The sequence below is a fragment of the Lacinutrix sp. Hel_I_90 genome (genome assembly GCF_000934685.1).
Classification (GTDB): domain Bacteria; phylum Bacteroidota; class Bacteroidia; order Flavobacteriales; family Flavobacteriaceae; genus Lacinutrix.
Window position 1 is genome coordinate 831690 of the sequence record NZ_JYNQ01000001.1, and the last position, 22040, is coordinate 853729.

The 22040-nt window shown below is 32.3% G+C and carries 21 protein-coding genes and 1 other RNA gene; 8 read left to right on the top strand and 14 right to left on the bottom strand.

The window, feature by feature from the left end; genetic code table 11:
* Positions 1 to 132: 132 nt before the first annotated feature.
* Both GQ46_RS03600 and GQ46_RS03605 read left to right on the top strand, forming a co-directional pair.
* Positions 133 to 1224 carry an ATP-binding protein gene (locus tag GQ46_RS03600; RefSeq protein WP_231567317.1) on the top strand — a complete coding sequence of 364 codons (1092 nt, stop codon included), beginning with the start codon at positions 133 to 135 and terminating at the stop codon, positions 1222 to 1224.
* A 158-nt stretch (positions 1225 to 1382) separates the two neighbouring features.
* Positions 1383 to 2543, top strand: a complete 1161-nt coding sequence (locus GQ46_RS03605) for a PAS domain-containing sensor histidine kinase (protein WP_044398467.1) — start codon at positions 1383 to 1385, stop codon at positions 2541 to 2543.
* A gap of 75 nt (positions 2544 to 2618) precedes the next feature.
* On the opposite strand, the gene rny is transcribed toward GQ46_RS03605, so the two are convergent.
* From rny to GQ46_RS03620, 4 genes are all read right to left on the bottom strand, one after another.
* Positions 2619 to 4193 (bottom strand): ribonuclease Y, encoded by a 1575-nt coding sequence (gene rny / locus GQ46_RS03610; protein ID WP_044398469.1) that lies wholly within the window; start codon positions 4191 to 4193, stop codon positions 2619 to 2621.
* 50 nt (positions 4194 to 4243) lie between these two features.
* Positions 4244 to 4372: non-coding RNA, 6S RNA (ssrS, locus tag GQ46_RS17355), on the bottom strand.
* Between the two features lie 60 nt (positions 4373 to 4432).
* Positions 4433 to 4726, bottom strand: a complete 294-nt coding sequence (locus GQ46_RS03615) for a cell division protein ZapA (protein ID WP_044398471.1) — start codon at positions 4724 to 4726, stop codon at positions 4433 to 4435.
* 15 nt (positions 4727 to 4741) lie between these two features.
* Complete coding sequence (locus tag GQ46_RS03620) at positions 4742 to 5032, bottom strand: hypothetical protein (RefSeq protein ID WP_044398473.1); 291 nt, start codon at positions 5030 to 5032, stop codon at positions 4742 to 4744.
* Positions 5033 to 5526: 494 nt separating this feature from the next.
* Between GQ46_RS03620 and GQ46_RS03625 the strand changes: the two genes are divergently transcribed.
* On the top strand, positions 5527 to 7212 hold the full coding sequence (locus tag GQ46_RS03625) for a M23 family metallopeptidase (RefSeq protein WP_044398475.1): 1686 nt from the start codon (positions 5527 to 5529) through the stop codon (positions 7210 to 7212).
* Positions 7213 to 7370: 158 nt separating this feature from the next.
* Entirely contained in the window at positions 7371 to 9830 is a 2460-nt protein-coding gene (locus GQ46_RS03630; protein WP_044404484.1) for a carboxypeptidase-like regulatory domain-containing protein, read from the top strand.
* A 20-nt stretch (positions 9831 to 9850) separates the two neighbouring features.
* On the opposite strand, the gene GQ46_RS03635 is transcribed toward GQ46_RS03630, so the two are convergent.
* Positions 9851 to 10228 carry a hypothetical protein gene (locus tag GQ46_RS03635; protein WP_044398477.1) on the bottom strand — a complete coding sequence of 126 codons (378 nt, stop codon included), beginning with the start codon at positions 10226 to 10228 and terminating at the stop codon, positions 9851 to 9853.
* Positions 10229 to 10322: 94 nt separating this feature from the next.
* Between GQ46_RS03635 and xerA the strand changes: the two genes are divergently transcribed.
* The 4 genes from xerA to GQ46_RS03655 all read left to right on the top strand — a co-directional run bounded on the left by xerA (position 10323) and on the right by GQ46_RS03655 (position 14175).
* Positions 10323 to 11453 (top strand): site-specific tyrosine recombinase/integron integrase, encoded by a 1131-nt coding sequence (gene xerA / locus GQ46_RS03640; RefSeq protein ID WP_044398479.1) that lies wholly within the window; start codon positions 10323 to 10325, stop codon positions 11451 to 11453.
* 71 nt (positions 11454 to 11524) lie between these two features.
* Positions 11525 to 12085 carry a hypothetical protein gene (locus GQ46_RS03645; RefSeq protein ID WP_044398481.1) on the top strand — a complete coding sequence of 187 codons (561 nt, stop codon included), beginning with the start codon at positions 11525 to 11527 and terminating at the stop codon, positions 12083 to 12085.
* Positions 12075 to 13163, top strand: coding sequence for a hypothetical protein (locus GQ46_RS03650; RefSeq protein ID WP_044398483.1), 1089 nt, complete (start codon positions 12075 to 12077; stop codon positions 13161 to 13163). Before GQ46_RS03645 ends, GQ46_RS03650 begins: the two co-directional genes overlap by 11 nt.
* 169 nt (positions 13164 to 13332) lie before the next feature.
* Positions 13333 to 14175 (top strand): tetratricopeptide repeat protein, encoded by an 843-nt coding sequence (locus GQ46_RS03655; RefSeq protein WP_231567319.1) that lies wholly within the window; start codon positions 13333 to 13335, stop codon positions 14173 to 14175.
* 234 nt (positions 14176 to 14409) lie between these two features.
* Here GQ46_RS03655 and GQ46_RS03660 read toward each other — a convergent pair whose 3' ends face one another.
* The 9 genes from GQ46_RS03660 to GQ46_RS03695 all read right to left on the bottom strand — a co-directional run bounded on the left by GQ46_RS03660 (position 14410) and on the right by GQ46_RS03695 (position 22040).
* Positions 14410 to 15051: a DUF6266 family protein gene (locus tag GQ46_RS03660; protein WP_044398485.1), complete on the bottom strand. Its 642-nt coding sequence runs from the start codon at positions 15049 to 15051 to the stop codon at positions 14410 to 14412.
* A 137-nt stretch (positions 15052 to 15188) separates the two neighbouring features.
* Positions 15189 to 15629, bottom strand: coding sequence for a hypothetical protein (locus GQ46_RS03665; RefSeq protein WP_044398488.1), 441 nt, complete (start codon positions 15627 to 15629; stop codon positions 15189 to 15191).
* Between the two features lie 249 nt (positions 15630 to 15878).
* Positions 15879 to 16037, bottom strand: a complete 159-nt coding sequence (locus GQ46_RS17540; RefSeq protein WP_156133087.1) for a hypothetical protein — start codon at positions 16035 to 16037, stop codon at positions 15879 to 15881.
* An 805-nt stretch (positions 16038 to 16842) separates the two neighbouring features.
* On the bottom strand, positions 16843 to 18549 hold the full coding sequence (locus tag GQ46_RS03670) for a hypothetical protein (RefSeq protein ID WP_044398490.1): 1707 nt from the start codon (positions 18547 to 18549) through the stop codon (positions 16843 to 16845).
* Between the two features lie 31 nt (positions 18550 to 18580).
* A complete protein-coding gene (locus tag GQ46_RS03675; protein ID WP_156133088.1) occupies positions 18581 to 18988 on the bottom strand; it encodes a hypothetical protein in 408 nt (135 codons plus the stop codon).
* Between the two features lie 9 nt (positions 18989 to 18997).
* Entirely contained in the window at positions 18998 to 19450 is a 453-nt protein-coding gene (locus GQ46_RS03680; protein WP_044398493.1) for a hypothetical protein, read from the bottom strand.
* On the bottom strand, positions 19450 to 19824 hold the full coding sequence (locus tag GQ46_RS03685) for a helix-turn-helix transcriptional regulator (RefSeq protein WP_052503393.1): 375 nt from the start codon (positions 19822 to 19824) through the stop codon (positions 19450 to 19452). The genes GQ46_RS03680 and GQ46_RS03685 overlap by 1 nt, the downstream gene beginning before the upstream one ends.
* A gap of 2 nt (positions 19825 to 19826) precedes the next feature.
* Complete coding sequence (locus GQ46_RS03690) at positions 19827 to 20324, bottom strand: hypothetical protein (RefSeq protein WP_156133089.1); 498 nt, start codon at positions 20322 to 20324, stop codon at positions 19827 to 19829.
* Between the two features lie 99 nt (positions 20325 to 20423).
* Positions 20424 to 22040 (bottom strand): type I restriction-modification system subunit M, encoded by a 1617-nt coding sequence (locus GQ46_RS03695; protein WP_044398495.1) that lies wholly within the window; start codon positions 22038 to 22040, stop codon positions 20424 to 20426.

Genomic DNA, 22040 nt, shown 5'->3' on the forward strand with positions numbered 1-22040 from the left:
TTAAAGATATTTTATGTATATTGTATGCGCTATTAATCAAAAAATTCGAATCCCTTCAAGCACACAATAATACTAATTATGAGTGAAACGAAGACTTTATGTTCGAATTTGAAAAAACCAGGTCAAAATCAAATGGAAAAGTTACTAGCCGCTTTAGAGATTTCTAAAATTGGCGTTTGGGAATTTAATGAAAGACGCAACAGCGTCTATTTCTCAAAATCATCTAAATCTATTATTGGCTTTGAAGACGACCCCGCTTTTGGAGACTCATTAGACGATTGGAATGATCGGGTACATCCTGACGATCGTAAAAAATACTTTCAGGACTACCAAGATCATATTAACGGTTTGACCCCCATATACACTAACAAACACCGTATAAAGTGCAAAAACGGTTCCTATAAATGGATTCTAGACAAAGGAAAAGTAATTAATGATCATACCACTGAAGGCTACATACATTTTGTAGGGACACACACAGATATTACAGATGAAATAGAAAACGAAATTAAAGTTGCAAACGCCCTAACGATAGCGACCAAACAAAACAATAAGTTAAAGAATTTTGCACACATTGTTACCCATAACTTAAAACAATATTCTGGGAACTTTGAAAGCCTATTAGAATTTTATGATGAGGCCGAAAGCCATTCAGAAAAAGAAGACTTAATTGTACATCTCAAAGAGGTGTCTGCGGCGTTAAATAAAACCATTCAAAATTTAAATCACATTGTTTCTGTACAATCAAAAAAGGAAACCCATGTAGAAAAGCTTTGCGTTAGCGAGTTTGTAGACAGTACCTTAAAGTTATTAGACGTTGTTATCACAGAAAGCAATGCCACTATTATTAATAAAATAAACCCAAAGCTTTACATTTATTACAATTCGGCCTATTTGGAGAGCATCATTCAAAATTTAATCTCCAATGCCATTAAATATAAGCATCCAGAGAGAAACCCCGTGGTGGAAATTACCTCACAGTTTTCAAATGGCAATATTATATTTAAGTTTAGCGATAATGGCTTAGGTATCGATTTAAAGAAGTTTGGCAAAGACATTTTTGAGCTTTATAAAACGTTTCATCATAACGAAGATGCAGAAGGTGTTGGTTTGTATCTTATTAAAAATCAAATTGAATCTTTTGGTGGTACGATTTCTGTTGCAAGTGAAGTGAACGTTGGAACAACATTTACGATCGTTATAGACAATAAAAAAATTAAATGAGGTTGAACACACTAATTAATCAAAAAACCATTATAAAATGACAGCATTTGATGCCCCATGCTTATAATGAATACAAAAAAACTTTTTATATTGCTATTTATATTATCTTATCGAACTTTTAAAAATTTCCGCTTAAACTTTTACAGATAACCTCACTAATGAAGTCTAAAAATGCAAGTGTTAAACACAACAGAATTGATGATTTTGAAACTCTGAAATGGCAATTTGCACTTGAGAATTTTAATGTTGGTGTATGGCATTGGGATAATACGACCAATGAAGATATTGTTTCCTACTCTAAAGAGTCTAAATTCATTCTTGGCTACCTGGATGATGATAACACCTTTGGTACCAACTCTCAGGATTGGAATGATAGGGTTCACAAAGATGATAAAGAAAAATATTTTCAGGATTTTCAAGACCATCTAAATGGTTTATGCCCTATCTACCAAAACAAGCATCGCGTATTATGTAATGATGGAAGCTACAAATGGATTCAAGATAAAGGTAAAATAATAGAACGTGATTCAAATGGAGTTCCGGTAAGAGTTATTGGCACCCATACCGATATTACAGAACTTGTTGAAAAGGAGACTAAAATAAACAACACGCTAAGTTTAATAACAGGACAGAACAACAAGCTTAAAAATTTCGCACACATTGTTACGCATAATCTTAAAGAACATTCTGGGAATTTTAAAAGTTTACTAAATTTTTATAGAGAAACAGATAATGACAGTGAAAAGAAAGAAATCATGACGGTCTTAGATGTTTTATCTGACTCTTTAAGCAATACCATTTTGAATCTTACCAAAATTGTTTCTGTAGAATCTAAAGATAAAATAACTACAGAAAACATTTTTCTTAAAAGGTATATTGAACAAGGCATTCGTTTGCTGGATATGGATATTAAAGAACATCAAGCGATTATAAATAATCGCGTTGACGCTCATTTATCTATATCTTTTAATCCAGCTTACTTAGAAAGTATTATACAAAATTTATTGTCTAATGCTATAAAATACAGGCATCCGGAAAGAAAACCAATCATAACTATAACCTCACGTGAAACGACTGATTTTTCTATTTTAAATATCGAAGACAACGGATTGGGTATTGATTTAGAAAAATACGGCAGTGACATTTTTGGGCTTTATAGAACCTTCCATCACAATGAGAATGCTGAAGGTGTTGGTTTATATCTAACAAAAAGTCAAATGGAAGCCTTTGGAGGGAAAATAGAAGTGTCTAGCACTGTTAATGTAGGCGCTACGTTTACCCTATTCTTTGCGAAAGACCTAACGCCGTTTAGTAGATAAAATAAACTAAAAAAAGCGCCACGGTTTAACGTTGCGCTTTCATTTATATATCATTTACTTCTTTAATCTCCTGCTTTACTTCGCTATATTCACCGCTCTGGTTTCACGAATCACGGTAACCTTTACTTGTCCAGGATAGGTCATATCGGTTTGAATTTTTTGTGAAATGCTGAACGATAAATCGGCAGCATTCTGGTCATTCACTTTTTCACTTTCTACGATAACACGCAATTCACGTCCGGCTTGAATAGCATAGGCTTTCTTTACTCCGTTAAAACCAAAAGCAACATCCTCAAGGTCTTTTAAACGTTGAATATAAGAGTCTAATACCTGGCGTCTTGCGCCTGGTCTTGCTCCAGAGATGGCATCACAAACCTGAATGATTGGCGATAATAATGAAGTCATTTCAATTTCATCGTGGTGGGCACCAATAGCATTACACACCTCAGGTTTTTCACCGTATTTCTCAGCCCACTGCATCCCTAAAATAGCATGCGGGGTTTCCATATCTGCTTCTGCATCTGGCACTTTACCTATATCGTGTAGTAATCCTGCGCGTTTTGCTAACTTTGGATTGAGACCTAGTTCTGCAGCCATAATACCACAAAGTTTTGCAACTTCACGCGAGTGTTGTAATAAGTTTTGACCGTAAGACGAACGGTATTTCATACGTCCTACCATTTTTATGAGTTCGGGGTTTAAACCGTGAATTCCTAAATCTATAACGGTACGTTTACCAACTTCGATAATTTCTTGCTCAATTTGCTTTGTTGTTTTTTCTACAACCTCTTCAATTCTTGCAGGGTGAATTCTTCCGTCTGTTACTAATTTATGTAAAGACAAACGTGCAATCTCACGTCTTACAGAATCGAAACAGGATAAAATAATAGCTTCTGGAGTATCATCCACTATAATTTCAACGCCTGTTGCCGCCTCAATAGCGCGAATATTTCTTCCTTCACGTCCAATAATGCGCCCTTTAACGTCATCACTTTCAATATTAAATACAGACACACAGTTATCTACTGCTTCCTCTGTTCCAATACGTTGAATAGTGTTAATAATAATTTTCTTAGCATCCTGTTGTGCGGTAAGTTTTGCTTCTTCCATTGTATCCTGAATGTAGGACATGGCATCGCTTTTCGCTTCACTTTTTAAAGACTCTACTAATTGTGTTTTGGCTTCTTCGGCAGACAAACTAGAAATCACTTCTAATTGTTCTATTTGCCTTTTATGCAGTCTGTCAGACTCTTCTTGCCTTTTATCCAGAATATCTAATCTGTGATTATAATCTTTATCTTTAGCTTCAAGACTATCATTAAGCTTTTTGTTTTTAGCCAACTCATTAGACACCTGAGATTCCTTATCACGGGTTCGTTTTTCGGCCTCAGACATTTTCTTATCACGAGATAAGATCACTTTTTCATGTTCTGCTTTAAGCTCTAAGAATTTCTCTTTAGCCTGTAAAATTTTATCTTTTTTAGTACTTTCTCCTTCATTTTTAGCATCTCTTAAAATATTTGAAGCAGATTTCTTTGCGTTTTTTATTAGTTTAGAAGCGTGATTTCTCTCAAGTAATTTAGCAATAATAAAACCTATGATTGCGCCAATAGCTATACTTCCAACAATTATTAAAATTGTGTTCTCCATTTTAGTTAGTTTTGAATATAAAAAAGCCTACATCAATTTTGGTTTTGTATAAACTCCTTAAAAACAAGTTTAGGGCTAACAAGCTGATCAAGTATCTGCTCAAGATATTAGAATAAACTAACACTAGCAGCCCGCTTTTACAACTTCAACTCACCCTTTTTAAAGAATTAACGTTGAGTTTATCAAAAAAAAATAATTAATGTAGGCAGTAACCTTTAATTTATTTATAAGAACGTATGTTAAGAGCTTAAATGGTCGTGAATCATATCATTAAGTGCTTTTAATTTCACTTCAACATGGTCACTCACTTGCTCTTTCTCTATAGTTTTCTGTTCTACTTGAGAGGCAAACTGTAAAGCGCACATTGCTAAAACATCTTGTTTATCTCTCACAGAATAACTTTCCTCAAATTGTTTTATCATCGCATCAATTTTCTTAGCTGCTTTTCGTAATCCTTCTTCCTGGCTTGGAGGAATGTTTAAAGGATAGACCCGATTAGCTATTGAAAGCTTTATTTTAAGCGTTTCAGCCATAAATGCTATGTTACGTTATTCTGATAGTTGACCAATACAATGGTCTATGTCTCTTATTAACGCGTTTATTTTGAGTTTAGTTTCTCGTTTATCGTTATCACTGCCAAGTATTGAATTGGCCATCTTGAGCGATTCGTACTTTTCTTGCCAGGTCGCTATTGCTAATTCCTGATTTTGAATAGTGCGTTTGGATAGCTGCAATTCCTCTGTTAATTTTAAATTAGTTTGCTTTAAAACACGCTGACTGTGTAATACTTTACTAATTTTATTCTCTAGAGCATCTACAATTGCTTCTATATTACTCATTTACAAATATCAATACTTATCTTACAAAGTTAACAGAACGCAACCTATTTTACAATTGTTTTTTGATAAAATTTAAAGTGTGTTTTAAAATAGTTTTTGTGTTCTGAGAATCAGACGAGTGTGGTTAACATCCTTCTTGTTTCTCAAAGCGCGCAGCTCACCCCTGTTTCACTAAATAACCAATAAAAACATTCGCATTAAAAGAGAAATACTTTAAGGGGTTTGATTTAAAATAAAAAATAGGCTTCAGTATTTGATTTCGCTTTGCTATTTGTTACCAATTACATACTTTAGCACTCATCCTAATTTAGCTTTTAAATGGACCTCTAATTATGTTACTTTTTTCTCTGTAAATCGCTTGCTATATTACTATTTTAGTTAACGACATCTTACTATTGAGTTCATACGTTCATGATTTCTATGGCATTTAAATAAAAAATAATTCAAATAATTACTATAAATTTAAAATCCAAACTGGTATAACGCTATATTTTATGAGATTACTCCTTTTATTCTTATTTTTAAGCCCTTCTCTTTTTTCCCAAAACCCCTATCCACAGGAGTACTTTGGGTCTCCTTTAGACATTCCTGTTGTATTGGCCGGAACCTTTGCTGAGTTGCGGTCTAACCATTTTCACTCTGGCTTAGATATTAAAACACAAGGTGTAGAAGGCTTAAAAGTATATGGCATTGCCGATGGTTATGTGAGCCGTATTAAAGTGGCACATTATGGCTACGGAAAAGCGCTTTACGTAACACACCCTAATGGATACACCAGTGTTTATGCTCATTTACAACATTTTAGCCCAGAAATTGAAGCCTATGTAAAAGCCCAGCAATACGAAAAAGAATCCTTTGTTATTGAATTGTTTCCCACAACAGAAGCCTTAAAAATCAAAAAAAACGACATTATCGCCTATTCTGGCAATACCGGAAGTTCTTCGGGTCCGCATTTGCATTTTGAAATTCGTGATAATGAAGAACGGCCTATTAACCCTATGCTCTTTGGTATAGACGTTAAAGACACAAGAAAACCTATTGTTTCTAATGTTTATGCCTATCCTATTGGAAAACAGTCTCACGTTAATGGTTCGAATAAAAAGCAAAAATTAAGGCTTATTCCACAAAAAGGTGGCGATTATAAAATTGAAGATTTAAAAGCCTTTGGCACTATTGGCTTTGCCGTAGAAACAGTAGACCGGCAAGATATGGCCGCTAATAACAATGGCGTTTACAACATTTCAACCTTTTATAATGGTCTTCCTAATTTTGAAATTGATTTCAGGCGATTTTCATTTGCAGAAACCAAACATTTAAATCGTTTGATTGATTATGAACATTTTAAGGAGCATAAAGAACGGCTTCAGAAGTTATTCCTCGAAAAAAACAATCCGTTAAGCCTATATAACAATACCATAAATCAGGGGTATTTGTCTATTACTGATGGAACTTCTTCTGTATATCAAGTAAACATTGGTGATTTTAAAGGTAATGAAACACGCATTGACATTAATATAAAAGGAACCCAGCAGGCACCAAATGATGTTGAAGAAGAAATAAAAACACAGTACTACATTGAACATCGTGACATTACAGATTTAGCTGAAGGCTCTGTGACTGTTCATTTTCCTAAAGATACGTTTTACGATAATTTCTTTATGTATTTTAATGTAAACAACGACACCTTGATTTTGCATAAACCCACGCTCCCAGTAAAAAAAACCTTTACCATTAGCTACGACATTAGTAAGTATGCCGAGGCAGATTTAAAACAGTTTTATATAGCAGAATTAGTGGGCTGGAATAATTTTCCAAGCTACTCTACTACGAAACGCAAAGGAAATACACTGTTCACAAATACTAAAGATTTAGGAACTTACGTTTTAGCAAGAGATACGGTGGCTCCAACTGTGGTGCCTGTGAACTTTAAAGACGGTTCTTGGTTAAGTAAATACCGTTTCTTAAAAGTGAAAATTGATGATGACGTCACCGGGGTTTCAAACTATCGCGCTACTGTTAATGGGCAATGGATATTAATGGAATATGACTATAAGGAAAAGACCTTAACTTACGATTTTAATGATGGCATAGTGAGTGCTACTAAAAATAATTTAAAAGTAATTGTTACAGATCATGTGGGAAATAGTACTACATTTGAATCGACTTTTTTCAGAAAATAAGTCGCTTAAATTTTAAATGGTTTGCAGTCAATAGGTCTCGTTTTTAGATTGATACGCTTTCGAAAGCTGCGCTAGGTATTTTACCTAAACCGAATTTTAGTTCCAATTATACGCTCTCGAAATTTCGGGACTGACACCGATTAAAAAGATAAACATTGATTACAAAAACCAACGCACTAAAACTCTTCATTTTCCTTATCCCTTTGTTTACACTGGCGCAAACGGCGACGATACATGGTGTTATTTTAGATGAAAACACGCTGCCAATAGAGGGTGTAAACATAAAAACGCCTACTAATGGTACACAAACCAATACGAATGGCTTTTATGAACTTATTATTGAAGCCAATACTAATGTAACCCTTGTATATTCTCATATTGCGCACAAAAATGTGCGTGTTACCGTAAATTTAAAAAACGGAGAAACCTTTGAGTTTAATCCTGTAATGAAAATGGCTGTCGAGCAAATGTCTACAGTGGTGCTTAACGGCAGAAAGCGAAAAGATGTTCAAGGTATCGTGACTATAGAGCCAGAGCTGTTAAGAAAAATTCCAAGCGCGAATCCAGGGGTTGAAAACATTCTTTTATCGCTTCCTGGGGTTAATAACAATAACGAATTAAGCACACAATATTCTGTTAGAGGTGGAAATTACGATGAAAACCTGGTGTATGTTAATGGCATTGAAGTTTACAGACCCTTTTTAGTACGTTCTGGGCAACAAGAAGGTTTGAGTTTTGTGAATAGTGATTTGGTTGCGAATGTTGATTTCTCGGCTGGTGGTTTTCAGGCTAAATATGGCGATAAGCTCTCTTCTGTTTTAGACATTAGCTATAAAAAACCAATCGCTTTTGGTATTGCTGCAGATTTAAGCTTACTTGGCGGTAGCATAGCGGTTGAAACGGTTAGTAACGATTCTAAGTTTACAGGAATCGCTGGCGTAAGGTATCGTGATAATACGCTTTTGGTAAGTGCTAAAGAAACCGAAACCAATTACGACCCTAGTTTTTTAGATGCACAAAGTTATTTAACCTATCAATTTACAGACAGGTTTGAATTGTCTTTTTTAGGAAACGCTTCGCTAAACACTTATAATTATGAACCGCAAACGCGGCAAACTAATTTTGGAACGTTAGACAATCCCTTAGCCCTATTAGTGTTTTATGACGGTCAGGAACGCGACAGCTATCAAACCTTATTTGGTGCGTTACAAGGCAGTTATCAAGTAAATGATAACGTGACTGTTAATTTAGTAGCCTCAACATATCATACCACAGAAGAAGAGCATTTTGATATTTTAGCACAATACCGTTTAGGGGAAGTAAACAGTAATATTGGCGATGAAGATTTAGGAGCGGTAGCCTTTTCTGAAGGCATTGGCGGCCAATTAAATCATGGAAGAAACGATTTAGATGCGCTCATTACAACGGTAGAACATAAAGGAACGGCAGACCTTAACGACAACGAAATAAAATGGTCTGTTAAATATACGAATGAAGACATTCGTGATCGTTTAATAGAATGGGAAGTCATAGATTCGGCAGGATTTTCTATTAATCCGCCAGGCTCTGGAGGTTTTAACCAGGAACCTTATGAGCCAGACAGTTTTCCTATCACTGCTTTTCAAAACGTACAAGCACGAAACAACACGCAAATAAACCGTTTACAGGCCTATTTACAATGGAGCAGGCGTGCAACCCTTGGCGATGCAGAGGTTTGGTACAACGCGGGTGTACGATCGCACAGCTGGACGGTAAAAGATGCTACGGTTACTGGGGCCACACAAACTGTCGTTAGTCCAAGAGCACAATTTGCTATAAAACCCAATTGGGAAAAAGACATGTTGTTTCGTATTAGTAGTGGTTTGTATTACCAACCGCCTTTTTATAGAGAATTACGTGGTGCTAACGGTAGGGTTCAGCCTGATGTTAAAGCACAGCGGTCGTTTCATTTGGTATTAGGCAATGATTACAGTTTTAAGATGTGGGACCGCCCCTTCAAACTCACGACAGAGACGTATTATAAAAAGCTAAGTGATGTGAATCCGTACACGGTAGAAAACGTACGTATTCGCTATCGCGCCAACAATTCGGCAGAAGCGTATGCCTATGGCTTAGACTTACGCTTAAATGGCGAATTTGTACCGGGAACCGAAAGCTGGTTTAGCTTTGGGTATCTTAAAACCGAAGAAAATATAAACAACCGTGGTTATATTGCAAGACCTACAGATCAACGTTTAAAATTTGCAGCATTGTTTCAAGATTATGTGCCAAACCTACCTAACTTTAAAATGTATTTAAATTTAGTGTATAACACAGGCTTACCTGGTGGCTCACCAAGTTATGCAGATCCTTACGATTACCAATTGCGTTTGCCAGATTATAAGCGTGCCGATATTGGTTTTCAATTTGTAGTGGTAGATGATAAAAAGCAGTATGCTTCTGGGTGGAAAAAACCCTTTAAAGCATTATCACTAGGGTTTGAGATTTTTAATGTTTTCGATGTGCAAAATTCCATAACCAATACATGGGTAAGGGATGTGTATAGTAAACGCCAATATGCTATTCCTAATTATTTAATGCCGCGGGTATTTAATGTGAGGACTAGTATGCGTTTTTAATATAAAAGTGCAGAGGGCTATTATTCCATGTATTCTTGCCATTTAATTAAAACATACTTTTCGATATGGTGTTCTTTCTTTTTTAAAAACCCATACTCGTAGACAAACAGGTAGGTATCACCTTTACCATTTTTCCAATAATGGGTGATGAATTTGGGGTTGAAGCCTAATGCGTTTAAGATTTTGGCTCTGACGGTAACTTTTCCTCCTTTATTATATTCCTTTAATATTTTTCTATTGCGCTTGAGTTGGTTGTCTACACGATTATAAAAGTTTTCTGGCTGCTCTTTTCTTTGTTGATATTGATAGGCGCTTTTACATTGTGGATCACAAAACTTTTTATCGGTTCTTCCAGTTAACTCAGTATTACAATACAGGCACATTTTATGAATCCTCATTTTTTTTTTAGATTACCAGTATAATATACGCATTCTATTCGCATAAGATACGATTAAATCATTTACATACAGTAAGTTGCACAAAACAACCGTTATGGAAAAAGGTAGAAATGTGACTTTAAAGCATCTTTTAATTAAAGAGAAAAGATATATCGGCCTACAATTCAATACAGACAAGGTCATTCACGCCCTTGTTAAAGAACTTCCTAACGTAAGGTGGAGTGATGCGTTTAACATGGCTTACGTGATAAACTCAGAGCAGAATCTTAACAAGATTTTCAGTATTTTTAGTGGTGTTGCTTGGGTAAATTGCAATTACTTTTTTGACAATAAACCAATACATGATAACAACGAACCCATGGATATCACATGGTTTAGAAAACGGGATGTACCAGAACATTTTCGTCATTGTCCTACCTCCTATTTAGATAAGTTGCAATTAAAAAAATACGCTAACAATACGGTTAAAAGTTACATTCATGCCTTTGAAACGTTTATAAACTATTTTTACTCTAAAGCATTAATTCAAATTAATGAAAATGATGTTCGCAATTATATTTTGAAATTGATCCAAGACAACAAATCTGATTCTTATATAAACATCGCTATTAACAGTATTAAATTTTATTACGAATCGGTGCTTGGTATGCCCAATAGGTTTTATCAAATAGAAAGGCCCAGGAAGGAGAAAAAATTACCTAAAGTACTTTCGAAGGAAGAAATAATTTCAATAATTAATCATACGAACAACATAAAGCACAGATGTATTGTAAGTCTGTTATATTCTTCTGGTTTACGCAGAAGCGAGTTATTACAATTAAAACTAAAAGATATTAATAGTAAAAGAATGGTTATAAGGGTCGAACACGCCAAAGGCAACAAAGACCGTTATACGGTTCTTAACCAAAGTGTCTTGAATGACATGAGAACCTATTTTAAATTGTACAAGCCTAAAACCTATTTATTTGAAAGTCCAATTTCTGACCATCAATATAGTAGCTCTAGTGTATTACAAATTGTTGTTAACGCAGCTAAAAATGCAGGAATTAGAGAACGGGTAACACCACACATGTTAAGACATAGTTTCGCCACGCATTTACTAGAAAGTGGCACAGATATTCGCTACATTCAGTTATTATTAGGACATAGCTCTACTAAAACTACGGAAATTTACACCCATGTTGCGACAAACTCCTTTACAGACATAAAAGATTTGTTATCTTAGTCCGCATATAAGAGATATATAGTTAATAGTAATCATATATCTTTGTTGGCAGTAATACAAACTAACCGCAAATGAAAGACGATATTTCTAAAATCAAGGATTCTATAATTGGTGAAATATGGACAGAAGATTTTCACCATTCTCTAGCTGAATATGGTCCTGAAGTAGCGAAACAGGTAATTGAGTCAATGAGCGATGATGAAATAGAAATAAAGGTCAATGCTAGAAGATTCCAAGAAGATTATATTGCAGACTATTTACGCTATTTATGGGACATTAGTAAGAAGTCTTATTGGCATCACATTTATATATCCATAGATGAAAGGGCAGGTTTACTATGGAACGACCACATGAACCATTTCGCAAAAATGTGCAATAACAAAATCCCAAAGAAAGTCTTAAAAAAAATACTATTGTTTTATAAAAATTTCAGAGAAAAGCCAGATGATTTTTACGAAAATGATATTGATTTGATAAGTTGTGTTTTAAAAGCTCAAATTAAAACATTTGGAAGATGGAAAGATGTTGAAAATATTTTAGAAAAATTCGATTTGGAAGACTCAAAACAGTTTAAAAAAGACATTAAAGCTTTAATTAAAAGTGAGTGTCAATATCAATTTCATGAACTATAATCATTTTACAATTAACTATATAGAGCTAATAAAAAAGCATCTTAAGATAGAAATATTTGATAATCAAGCTTTATTTTTCCCTGATTATGTTGTAGATGACGATATAGTCAATTTAAAAAATGATTTGTCCGCAATTTGGAAAGATTCCGATTCAGCAATTAAGATTTTACAAAATAGTCACGATTCTAATATTCAATCAGGTCTTTTCGGACTTATTGATAATTTTGAAGTAGCATTAAAAACGGGATATTTATTAGGAGATAGAGTTGTCGCTATTGACTACATATTTGAGAGAATATTAAAAGACCAAAAAGTTAGTCAAATTAATAAAGTTCTACTTGGAAAAGCTTCTGCTAATCTTGTATTAGCTCTAGAACTAGCAAAAAAAGGTCGCTTTGTTATAATACCTTCACCTTTTTATTGGAATAAAAATTCCAAAAAACTTATTAAGAAAGTTGCTAAAAAAACAATAGTCACACCTGAATTAATTAGCCTTTTAAATATATTATCAATTACCAAAAATTGTAAGCTACAACCATATACAATTGCTGAATCAGATGAAAGTTTCAAAAGAATTATAGATAATCAAATTGATAGTTCTATGATAATCGGAAAAGATGCAGGAACTTTTGCTTATGAAGGTATTTTGGGAGGATTGTTGTCTGAAAAAATATTAAATCAAGAGGAATTTAAAGTAGCTCTTAAAAAGCCATTGTCAGAATATTATTCCATAATAAACGAACAAAAAGATTTCTATACAGAGTATCTAAATACAATAACTTTAGGTGGTTCATTGAGAGGAGACAGAAATATTGACGTTATTAGACTTAAACTTAAAGAAGCAATAGAAAAGCAAAATAAAAAACTAATCAAGTCAACAGTTAAATCAGCTGGAAACATCGCTGGAGCAGGTGGTGGAACTATTGCACTACTATCTACTATTGCTACAATTACATCACCAATTGGAATACTTGGTGGTTTATTAGGTTTAATGCCTGCTTTGACATCATTTATGAAAGATGATAACGAAAATCAAAGCGTCGTTATTTCTGTTTTTAAAAGGTTAAATAGTGAATAAGTACTACTGCCAACAAAGTATATAATTTATTGCTAGTTCTAGCCTACTTACGAAAATTCTCGCGAATTTTCTATTCGGTTTTTATTTGCTAAATTAGGTGCTTAATCACGCAACAAACCATATACAGAACCGTTACCCAACATTTGAACCTGAACCTTTAAAAATATTGATGAATCAATTCCTTACTCATTATAAAATTCAATTAAATAATATATTGATTCTTTTTCTATGCATATTTTTTCTTCAATGCAAGAACCAAAATAAATCAATAAAAGAAACTAGTGATACAAAAAAAAATAGACAGGACTCATTAATAGAAAAATATGTAACTAATTGTGCTAAAACCTATAATTATAGATTTGAAATGCAAGAATGGCAAAACTGCTTGAATCAAGGATTAAAAATTGATAGTACTGTTGCATATTTTTGGCAACAAAAAGCAATGCCATATTTTAAAGTGAAAAAATATGAAGTAGGTATGGAATATTTAGATAAAGCAGTAACTTATAATTCAGAAAGATGGTTAAGTTACCGTGCTTTTATCAAATGTATATTTTCTAAAACATATAAAGATGCTATTAAAGATTTTGAAAAATGCATCGAAACCGAAGGTAATTCATATGTTATGGACCACACTTATAAATTTCATATAGCTTTATGTAACTTACAGCTAAATAAATATAAAAAAGCAGAGGAAATTTTTAAAATAGATATTGAAGAACAAGAGAAAGAATGGGGAGAAGCACATTTTTTAGATTTATTTTATTATGGTATTAGTAAATATGAGCAAAATAAATGGGAAGAAGCCATTGCTATATTCGATAAATCTTTATTATCAAACCCTAATTTTTCTGATGTAGAATACTATAAATCCATTTGCTTATTACGCTTAAATAAAATCGAAGAATTTAGAACTTTATATGCCAAGGCAAAATTAGATGGAGAAATGGGAAACACAATATCTGAAGGCAATTCCATATACGAAACATATCCATACCAAGTAAGATGGTGAAAAAACAGGTTTTCAATTTATAAAAATATTTAAATAAAAAACGATGGGTAACACCGTGTTATATTAATATACTTCTGTATGTATTGTATCTATTGACTTTGAATAAATATTATTAAAATAGGTACAACATAGGTATAACATTTTCAACCTTATAAATAAGTGATCTATAAGCATAAAAAAACCGCTTCTAAATTAATAGAAACGGTTTTCAATATGTATTTAAACTTAAAGTTATTAAGCTGCCGTACCAGAGCCTAAATACACACTATTTGATACTTGTGTACCATCAGCCGAAACAAACGCCATAAATAGCTCTACTGTGTCTCCTGCATAGGTATTTGGTATTGTAACCACTTGCGAACCTACAGTTCTATCAGCACCATCAAGAATAGAAATTGATTCTTTTTTGCTTGGATTGTAAACCAATACCATCGCCTTGTCTGTTACATTTGCGTTACCTTCTGCCGAGTTATCATCCCAATCAAAACTTACTTGTCCTGCGGTTGTTAAATCGGTTGTAGGATTCAAAATGCCAGACAAAGGACCTCTACTCAATAAAGCTAAAGAATAATCAATCGTAAAGTTGGGTGCAATACCTCCTACTGCATTATTTAACACATAAGACATAGCAGCATTAAATTCCGTTTTCTTGGTCGCAAATGACTTATAACCGATTTTGATAAAATCTTTAGTCGCTTGCAAATACTCCAATGTAATGGTAAATTTATTACGCTGATTTACTTGTCCCTCTGTTCGAGGATTCGCCACGCTAGATGGCTTAATTCTAATGTAGTCGATACCTTTCCAGCTACCACCTACAATGTTACCTACCTTTCCAGATAAGCCTCCTAAAATTCCTTGAGCTATTTTACCCATAATATAAAAACAATTTAAAAATTACACGTTCGGACTTGGTACGGATTTGACATTGCTTTTAAACCTTATTTTCGTTACTAATATAACTAATATTATGCCATTTTGTTACTGTTTTAGGCTTGTATGATGCTTTTGCGTTAGGCTTCTTTGCTTTGCATTACTTTGAAACAATTACGAATATATGCCACCTTTAAAACTGACATTTTATCAATGAAATTTTGTAGTTCTTTTTCTTTTTTACTGATAACAGAAACTAAATTAATTTGTTTTTGAAGTTCAAAACCCGAATTTTTATTTTGCTTTAAACCTTTTTTAAGCGTGTTTCTGCAATCATCTATTGAGATAAACGGAATAACACTACCTTTTAAATAATAAGCGTAAAAACCGCCTATTTGCAACATCATAGACAGGTGGAATAATGTGTTTTTTGCTTCTTCGGTTTTTGTGGTTACAACAAAACAATTGGGACAAGGATTTGCGAGCGGTTTTCCGCTGTTTAGACCTTTGTTTAGGATGAAAAAATGAGGGTTCGAGTAAGTGCGACCAGATTTGTGTGTTTTTAGTTCAAAAGTTGACATAGCTATCCAATTTAAAATTGCTTCGCTACGCTTCGCACCATTATTTTTTTTGAAAAGAAAAAAAGATAGCCATAGTTATTGTGGCGTGGGTAAGGCTGTCAAGGTTTTTGGATAAAAGTTTTTTGAGTTAAAATGTTTAATGAAATAGAAGAAATATTGTGAAAAAAGTTTTATTCAAAACCCGTAGGGCTTGACCTTTACTGCCTTGTGCGGCTGGCAGAGGTAGCCACATATATTTGCTACCTTTTTTTATTTTAATACTATACCTGTTAATATTACTATTATAATAATCATAATAATTGTGAAGACCTTTGTAGAATAAGAATCATCGCCTTCTGGATTTTCAATTTTATTACCGTTATCATCAATATCGTGAGGAAAGAATAAATCAAATAAATCTTCAATCATTTTTTTCATACCCTAAATATAACTTTTCTGGGGAATTAACACTTAAAAAAATAGGTTTCAGTTCGTATTTGAGCGTGGGATGAAGCGTTTGTATGGGTAGCGTTTTAAATAGTTGTTTGATAAAACAGCATTTAAACAAGCTACTTATACAGGACTTTTAGACAATAGCTTATTGCTTTTTTGAGGTACGATAAAAAGTAATGTGCTATGGCGTAGTACTACATATGCTAAACCTATTTTTTTATATCCTATTTCTTGGGTGGTGGGGAAAAGTGGTCTTTAATATTTTTTAGCGAAATGAAACAAACAAAGACTTGAGGTAAGGAATACTTGGACTTAACGATGGTTTTGTGCAGGTGAATGAGATAACTAATATTACTTTCAATTAACGTAACCATTTAAATGTTCGACTTTTTAATTCCTGTTCAAAATGTGGTTAATAGTTCGGAAGTGAGCGTTGGATGAGCGGATATTTTACATAATAGCAGTTATAGCGACAAAAATATAATAAAACGCCGTAGGCAACCATTGAAAGGATTTTTGCTCCTATAACTTCTATTATGTAACTTAGCTTTGGGTTGGTTTTGTGGCGGAATAGTTGTTTAGAGCGTTGGCAATGGCTCTTTGCTTTTTTATTGTACTAATTTATTAAAATAGATGCTTTTAAATAAAAAAAGCAATGTGCCATTATAGCATTGGACACAACTATTGTGACATAAAACCAACTATGCGGTGGCGCGCGGAACAACACAAAAGACAGAGGATTTTGAGGTACGATAAAACTGGGTTTTGTGTTGTGGGGACTTTATTCTGAAGGCAATAATGAATTTTCTAAAATATGTTCAACTGATTTTTTTTTCAAAGGTGGATTACCATCAAAAAGTATATTATCTAAATAATCTGTGAATGAAATCATTGCATCAAAACCATTTTTATTTTTTAGATAATTGTGATATTTAATTATTATACCATCAAGTTTTTTAAGTCTATCTCTATGAAATAAAAAATCATCAATATGAATAATTGTAAGCGATTTAATTTTGCCTTTAAGCTGATGATTTATACTTTCAATCTCTTTTTCAAAATAAGTATTTAATAATTTATTAAAACCTAAAGAACATAAAGTGTAATCGGTAACCAATAGTATAGGGTAAAAAACAATATTATTTGTGTTTTTTATATTATCAAAAAAAGCATATTTATTTTGATGTAAATTTAAAATGTATTTTACCAATTGTTTAATTGCTTTATCTTTCTTTTTATTTGATTCACTTTCAGAAATCCTATAAAATTTGGTTTCAATTTCCTCTAACAACGCTTCAGTGTTCAGGTCAATTTTATTAGCGTGAGATATAAACGAGTTTTTACATTCAAATAAAAAAACTTTATTACCATTCCTAATATAGTAATCTGGCAAACCTAAACTTTGAATCCCTTTAACATTGTGTTGCTTAATTTCTATTTCTGAGTGTTTAATATAAGAATTACCAAAAGCACACTTGAAAGTATTATGCAACAACACATCTTCAATAAATAGACTATTGTAATCTTGACTAAATTTATTACCAAATTTTGATTTGCTATGATTAAGTAAATCGTGATATAAACTTGTAAAAAACTTATTTAATAAAAATTCAAAATCTAAAATCAAATAATCATTTTCATTCAGCTTTATTATAGGCCGCTTCTTTAAGTTTAAAAATTCCGACCATTGCGGACTAAAATCATTTTTTGAAGTAAAATAATTTAACATTTTACTTAAAACAGGATAGTCTTTTATTGATAGCCGGTGAGATTCCGTGTTAATTCTACTTAAACTAAATACATCGCTAAAGTATTCATACCAACTATTTAAACCAATTTGTTTTAAATAATCTTCCGACATCGAATAGTAATGTGGCATAGTTCTTAACCATTTTTCAAATAGTAAGAATTTAAAAATTTCTGGTGTTAACCATTTAGATTGTGATGAGTTAATAATTGGGTGTGTTAACCCAAAAAATAAATGAAAATGAATCTCATCAATGGACGTTCTTTTATTAACGAAGTACTTGCGAAAAACTTTATCTTGCCTTTTAGATATTTCATCGCTAACAAGTAGATATAATTTGAATACTATTAGTGCATTATCCTTTTCATCTTTTATAACAATATCGTTAGGACTATTTGATGAAAATATCTCTAACAAGCGCAATGTAGAAATGCGATTTATAATAGATACGGAAGTAAAATCAGTATTATTTACAATACCTTTTTTATTTTTTTCCGAAAACTTTAAAAATGATACTACAATTTTCTTTTTAATCGATTCATCAACATCTTTTAACCATTCTTGAACAATGAAACGTACCTCTGAATTTGGATTGCGATGTATTTTATATTCGTACTTATTTAGTAAAGCTAATAATTCTAATGATTTAAGAACATCTGCCTTTTTTATTAAGTTTTGAATAGATTCGTTATCATTAAAGATATGTTCATATGATAAACGAGTAATAAGTTTTGTGTCCAATATATTATCATTTATTGATTTATTAAGACATCTATATTTTTGAATATTCTAAATATAGCCAATCAACAAATGCTTCTAATTTCTTTTTAATCAAAATTTCATCATCATACTCTACCATTTTTAAACCCTTGTCTGTTACCTCAATTTTTTGTTTTTTTTCAATAGATGATATTGTATCAAAGTGCTCGTCATAAAGCCAATCTCTGCAACATAAATCATCATCTGGGTATTTTCCGTTTTTAGAATTATATTCTAAACCATTAAGTACATTAAAATCATACTCCCGTGTATTATCTTTTGGAAAGCCAATTAAATCAAAAACTATATCAGATACATTAACTGTAATTTTAGTTAAATCGATACCTTTCTGTTCTAATTCTTCAAACAAACAAATTTGCTTGTATTCTTCAAATAATAAGTTAATCAAACTACTCTTCACAATCTTTCACTATTTAGAGTCCACTTTCTTTTGTAGTGATAACATTTTTTGAGGTGCTACAACAGGTAGAATCATACCTTGCATATTGGTATTGGATAATCTTTCAAAAATTATACCTCTTGCAGTAGAAAAACTAACACCTAAAAGCGTTGCTATGAGAACACCTGTAAATATTGGTGAATTATCTTCTTTAAGTTTATAATATTGATTTAATCCATCAATTCTAAAATGAAAATCAAAAACAAAATGTGCTTTAGCATTAGAAGATGCTTCATCGTGTATCAAATCTATAAACAACCCTATTTTAACCCTTTCATCTTTTAAATTATGCATTGTGGTTTGTGCAATATTTATTTTAAAGTTGTTTTCTCCTTTATGAGATACGTCTTTAATAGAGCTTTCCACTATGTTGATGTGAAATAGGTGTATTTTTTCTGGGTCTATTTTAACTTCATTACTCATTAACTTGCTGCGCTATAATTTGTTTCTTCATAACCATTGATTGCATCTTCCATACTACCTCCTGGAATAGAGCCTAAATAAACGTATTCTATTTCTTTAATAGGGTCAATATTAATAAGGTTAATATCTAAAACCTCTTCCATCTTGGTAATACTCTTTAAAGTAAGGTTATGCAGACCAGATAACCATTTAGACACTTCAGAAGGTGATTTACCTAACATTTCTGCAAATTGTTTTTTCTTGATACCACGCTCTTTTAAAACAGCGCATACCTTTTCTGTTATAGCCAAATTTCTTTCAATGAATCTGTCTATTTCAGTATTTTGATTAGTTTCTAACCAATTGTCTAATATGTTGTTTTTAGGAAATTCCATAATTAATAATAGAGTTTAAAGTTGTTATCACATTCAATTAAAGTACAATCTTCATTCCAAATTATATCTTTATTTTTAAATGCTTCATCAATTGCTTTTGTAAGTTGATTAGCCAATAGGAAATGTGGTATCACATTTGGACAGTCTTGAGCTTTGTTTGCCGTTTTAATATCGCCACTAAACAAAAAGACTACGCCCTCACTGGCTCGTAGACAATACAATCTTAAAGTGTTGTTTTTCTTTTTACCATTTTCAATATAATACGGTTTTTTGTCTTTGCCCACAGGTGGTAATGCTGAAGTATCTGCGGTAAAAGCTTCATTTCTGAAAAAACGATTTTGTGCTCCATACTTTTTCCCAATTACTTGTAACCATTTTAAAATATGGTATAGTTTGTTTTTGTTTTTAAGCTCGTGCTTTTTAACAAACTCTTCGTACAAGGTCTCTTTATTATCGTTTAATACAACAGAGTAATATGCTACTTTATTATATTTAAACAATGGTTTTATGCGTGCAAAGTTATTCACTTATAAGTTAATTTACAAATATATTTCACTTTTAAGTTAATTTTATGACATTAACTGTATTTATTTTACAACTTAAATAGTATCTAAACCTAATTCTTTTAAATAAGCATTATGTTCTTCTCTACTTGCTTTTATTCTTTTTTCTACATCAACTATTTTAGTATTCACTTCTTTTAAGTTGATGATTGGTTCTGGTTTAGCTGTACTTACGTATCTAGAAATATTAAGATTAAAATCGTTTTTCTCGATTTCTTCCATTGATACGCTACGCGCATATCTTTCTTCAATTTCTGGTCTGTTTTGATATGTATCAACTATACGCTTTATATCTTTTTTACGTAAAACGTTTTGACGTTTTTCTTTTGCAAAATTCCCATCACCACTTGCGTTAATAAACAATACATCGTCTTCTTTTTTACATTTTTTCAATACTAAAATACACACAGGAATACCTGTTGAAAAGAATAAATTTGATGGCAATCCAATAACTGTATCTACATTACCATCTTTCAATAGTTTAGTACGAATACGTTGTTCTGCACCACCTCTAAATAAAACTCCGTGAGGCAGTATTATAGCCATTGTTCCCTCATCACTTAAAAAATGGAAGCCGTGTAATAAGAATGCAAAATCTGCCGCTGATTTAGGTGCTAAACCATAATTTTTAAAACGAAAATCTTCTGCTGTGGTTTCACTAGGTGTCCATCGTAAACTAAAAGGTGGATTCGCTACAATAGCATCGAACTCTACTTTTTTAGCTGGATTCATTTCATTTAAAACATCCCAATCATTTTTTAACGTATCACCGTGAAATATTTCAAATTCAGAATCCTTAACACCGTGCAAGAGCATATTCATACGTGCTAAGTTATATGTCGTTACATTTTTTTCTTGGCCATATATTCTACTTAATGTACCGCCTTCTTTTTCTATTTTATTCTTTACATTTAATAACAATGACCCTGAACCACAAGCAAAATCTAATACTCTATTGATTTTTTTCTTTTTACCTGCTTTTGGGTTTTGACTATCTAAAGTTACAATTTCAGAAAGAATGGTGGATAATTGTTGTGGTGTATAAAATTCTCCTGCTTTTTTACCTGAACCTGCTGCAAACTGACCTATTAAATACTCATAAGCATCACCCAAACTATCGGTATCTGTATCGAACCCTTCTATACCCTCAGCAATTTTTTGAATAATGGTACATAGCTTTTTATTACGAGCTTCATAATTTTTACCAAGCTTTTCTGAATCTAAATTTATTTCTGAGAATAAGCCTTTAAAAGAATTATCAAATGATTCGTTTTCTATGTACTTAAACCCATTTTGTAAGGTTATTAATAGTTCGCTGTCTTGTGTACGTGCTAACTCTGCAATACTTTTCCATAAATAATCTGGCTCAATTACATAATGCACTTTTCTACGCATTTGTTTTTCAAAGTCTTTAATGAACTCTGGATTTTCTTGATACCAAACGGATAATGGTGTACGATTATCTTCTTCCTCTAGTTTGGGATAATCTGAACCTAATTCTTTCTTTACTGAGGTTTCATAATTATCGGATAGATAATTTAAAAAAAGAAATGAAAGCATATAATCGCGAAAGGAATCTGCATTCATTGCTCCTCTTAAATTATCTGCTATATCCCAAAGGGTTTTACCTAATTGTTTTTGTTGTGCTGTCAT

Excerpts from the sequence above, each read along its gene's own strand:
- GQ46_RS03600 (WP_231567317.1), top strand. The coding sequence starts at position 133 with ATGGAAAAGTTACTAGCCGCTTTAGAGATTTCTAAAATTGGCGTTTGG.
- GQ46_RS03605 (WP_044398467.1), top strand. The coding sequence starts at position 1,383 with ATGAAGTCTAAAAATGCAAGTGTTAAACACAACAGAATTGATGATTTT.
- rny (WP_044398469.1), bottom strand. The coding sequence starts at position 4,193 with ATGGAGAACACAATTTTAATAATTGTTGGAAGTATAGCTATTGGCGCA.
- GQ46_RS03615 (WP_044398471.1), bottom strand. The coding sequence starts at position 4,726 with ATGGCTGAAACGCTTAAAATAAAGCTTTCAATAGCTAATCGGGTCTAT.
- GQ46_RS03620 (WP_044398473.1), bottom strand. The coding sequence starts at position 5,032 with ATGAGTAATATAGAAGCAATTGTAGATGCTCTAGAGAATAAAATTAGT.
- GQ46_RS03625 (WP_044398475.1), top strand. The coding sequence starts at position 5,527 with ATGAGATTACTCCTTTTATTCTTATTTTTAAGCCCTTCTCTTTTTTCC.
- GQ46_RS03635 (WP_044398477.1), bottom strand. The coding sequence starts at position 10,228 with ATGAGGATTCATAAAATGTGCCTGTATTGTAATACTGAGTTAACTGGA.
- xerA (WP_044398479.1), top strand. The coding sequence starts at position 10,323 with ATGGAAAAAGGTAGAAATGTGACTTTAAAGCATCTTTTAATTAAAGAG.
- GQ46_RS03645 (WP_044398481.1), top strand. The coding sequence starts at position 11,525 with ATGAAAGACGATATTTCTAAAATCAAGGATTCTATAATTGGTGAAATA.
- GQ46_RS03650 (WP_044398483.1), top strand. The coding sequence starts at position 12,075 with ATGAACTATAATCATTTTACAATTAACTATATAGAGCTAATAAAAAAG.
- GQ46_RS03655 (WP_231567319.1), top strand. The coding sequence starts at position 13,333 with ATGAATCAATTCCTTACTCATTATAAAATTCAATTAAATAATATATTG.
- GQ46_RS03660 (WP_044398485.1), bottom strand. The coding sequence starts at position 15,051 with ATGGGTAAAATAGCTCAAGGAATTTTAGGAGGCTTATCTGGAAAGGTA.
- GQ46_RS03665 (WP_044398488.1), bottom strand. The coding sequence starts at position 15,629 with ATGTCAACTTTTGAACTAAAAACACACAAATCTGGTCGCACTTACTCG.
- GQ46_RS17540 (WP_156133087.1), bottom strand. The coding sequence starts at position 16,037 with ATGATTGAAGATTTATTTGATTTATTCTTTCCTCACGATATTGATGAT.
- GQ46_RS03680 (WP_044398493.1), bottom strand. The coding sequence starts at position 19,450 with ATGAGTAATGAAGTTAAAATAGACCCAGAAAAAATACACCTATTTCAC.
- GQ46_RS03685 (WP_052503393.1), bottom strand. The coding sequence starts at position 19,824 with ATGGAATTTCCTAAAAACAACATATTAGACAATTGGTTAGAAACTAAT.
- GQ46_RS03695 (WP_044398495.1), bottom strand. The coding sequence starts at position 22,040 with ATGACAGCACAACAAAAACAATTAGGTAAAACCCTTTGGGATATAGCA.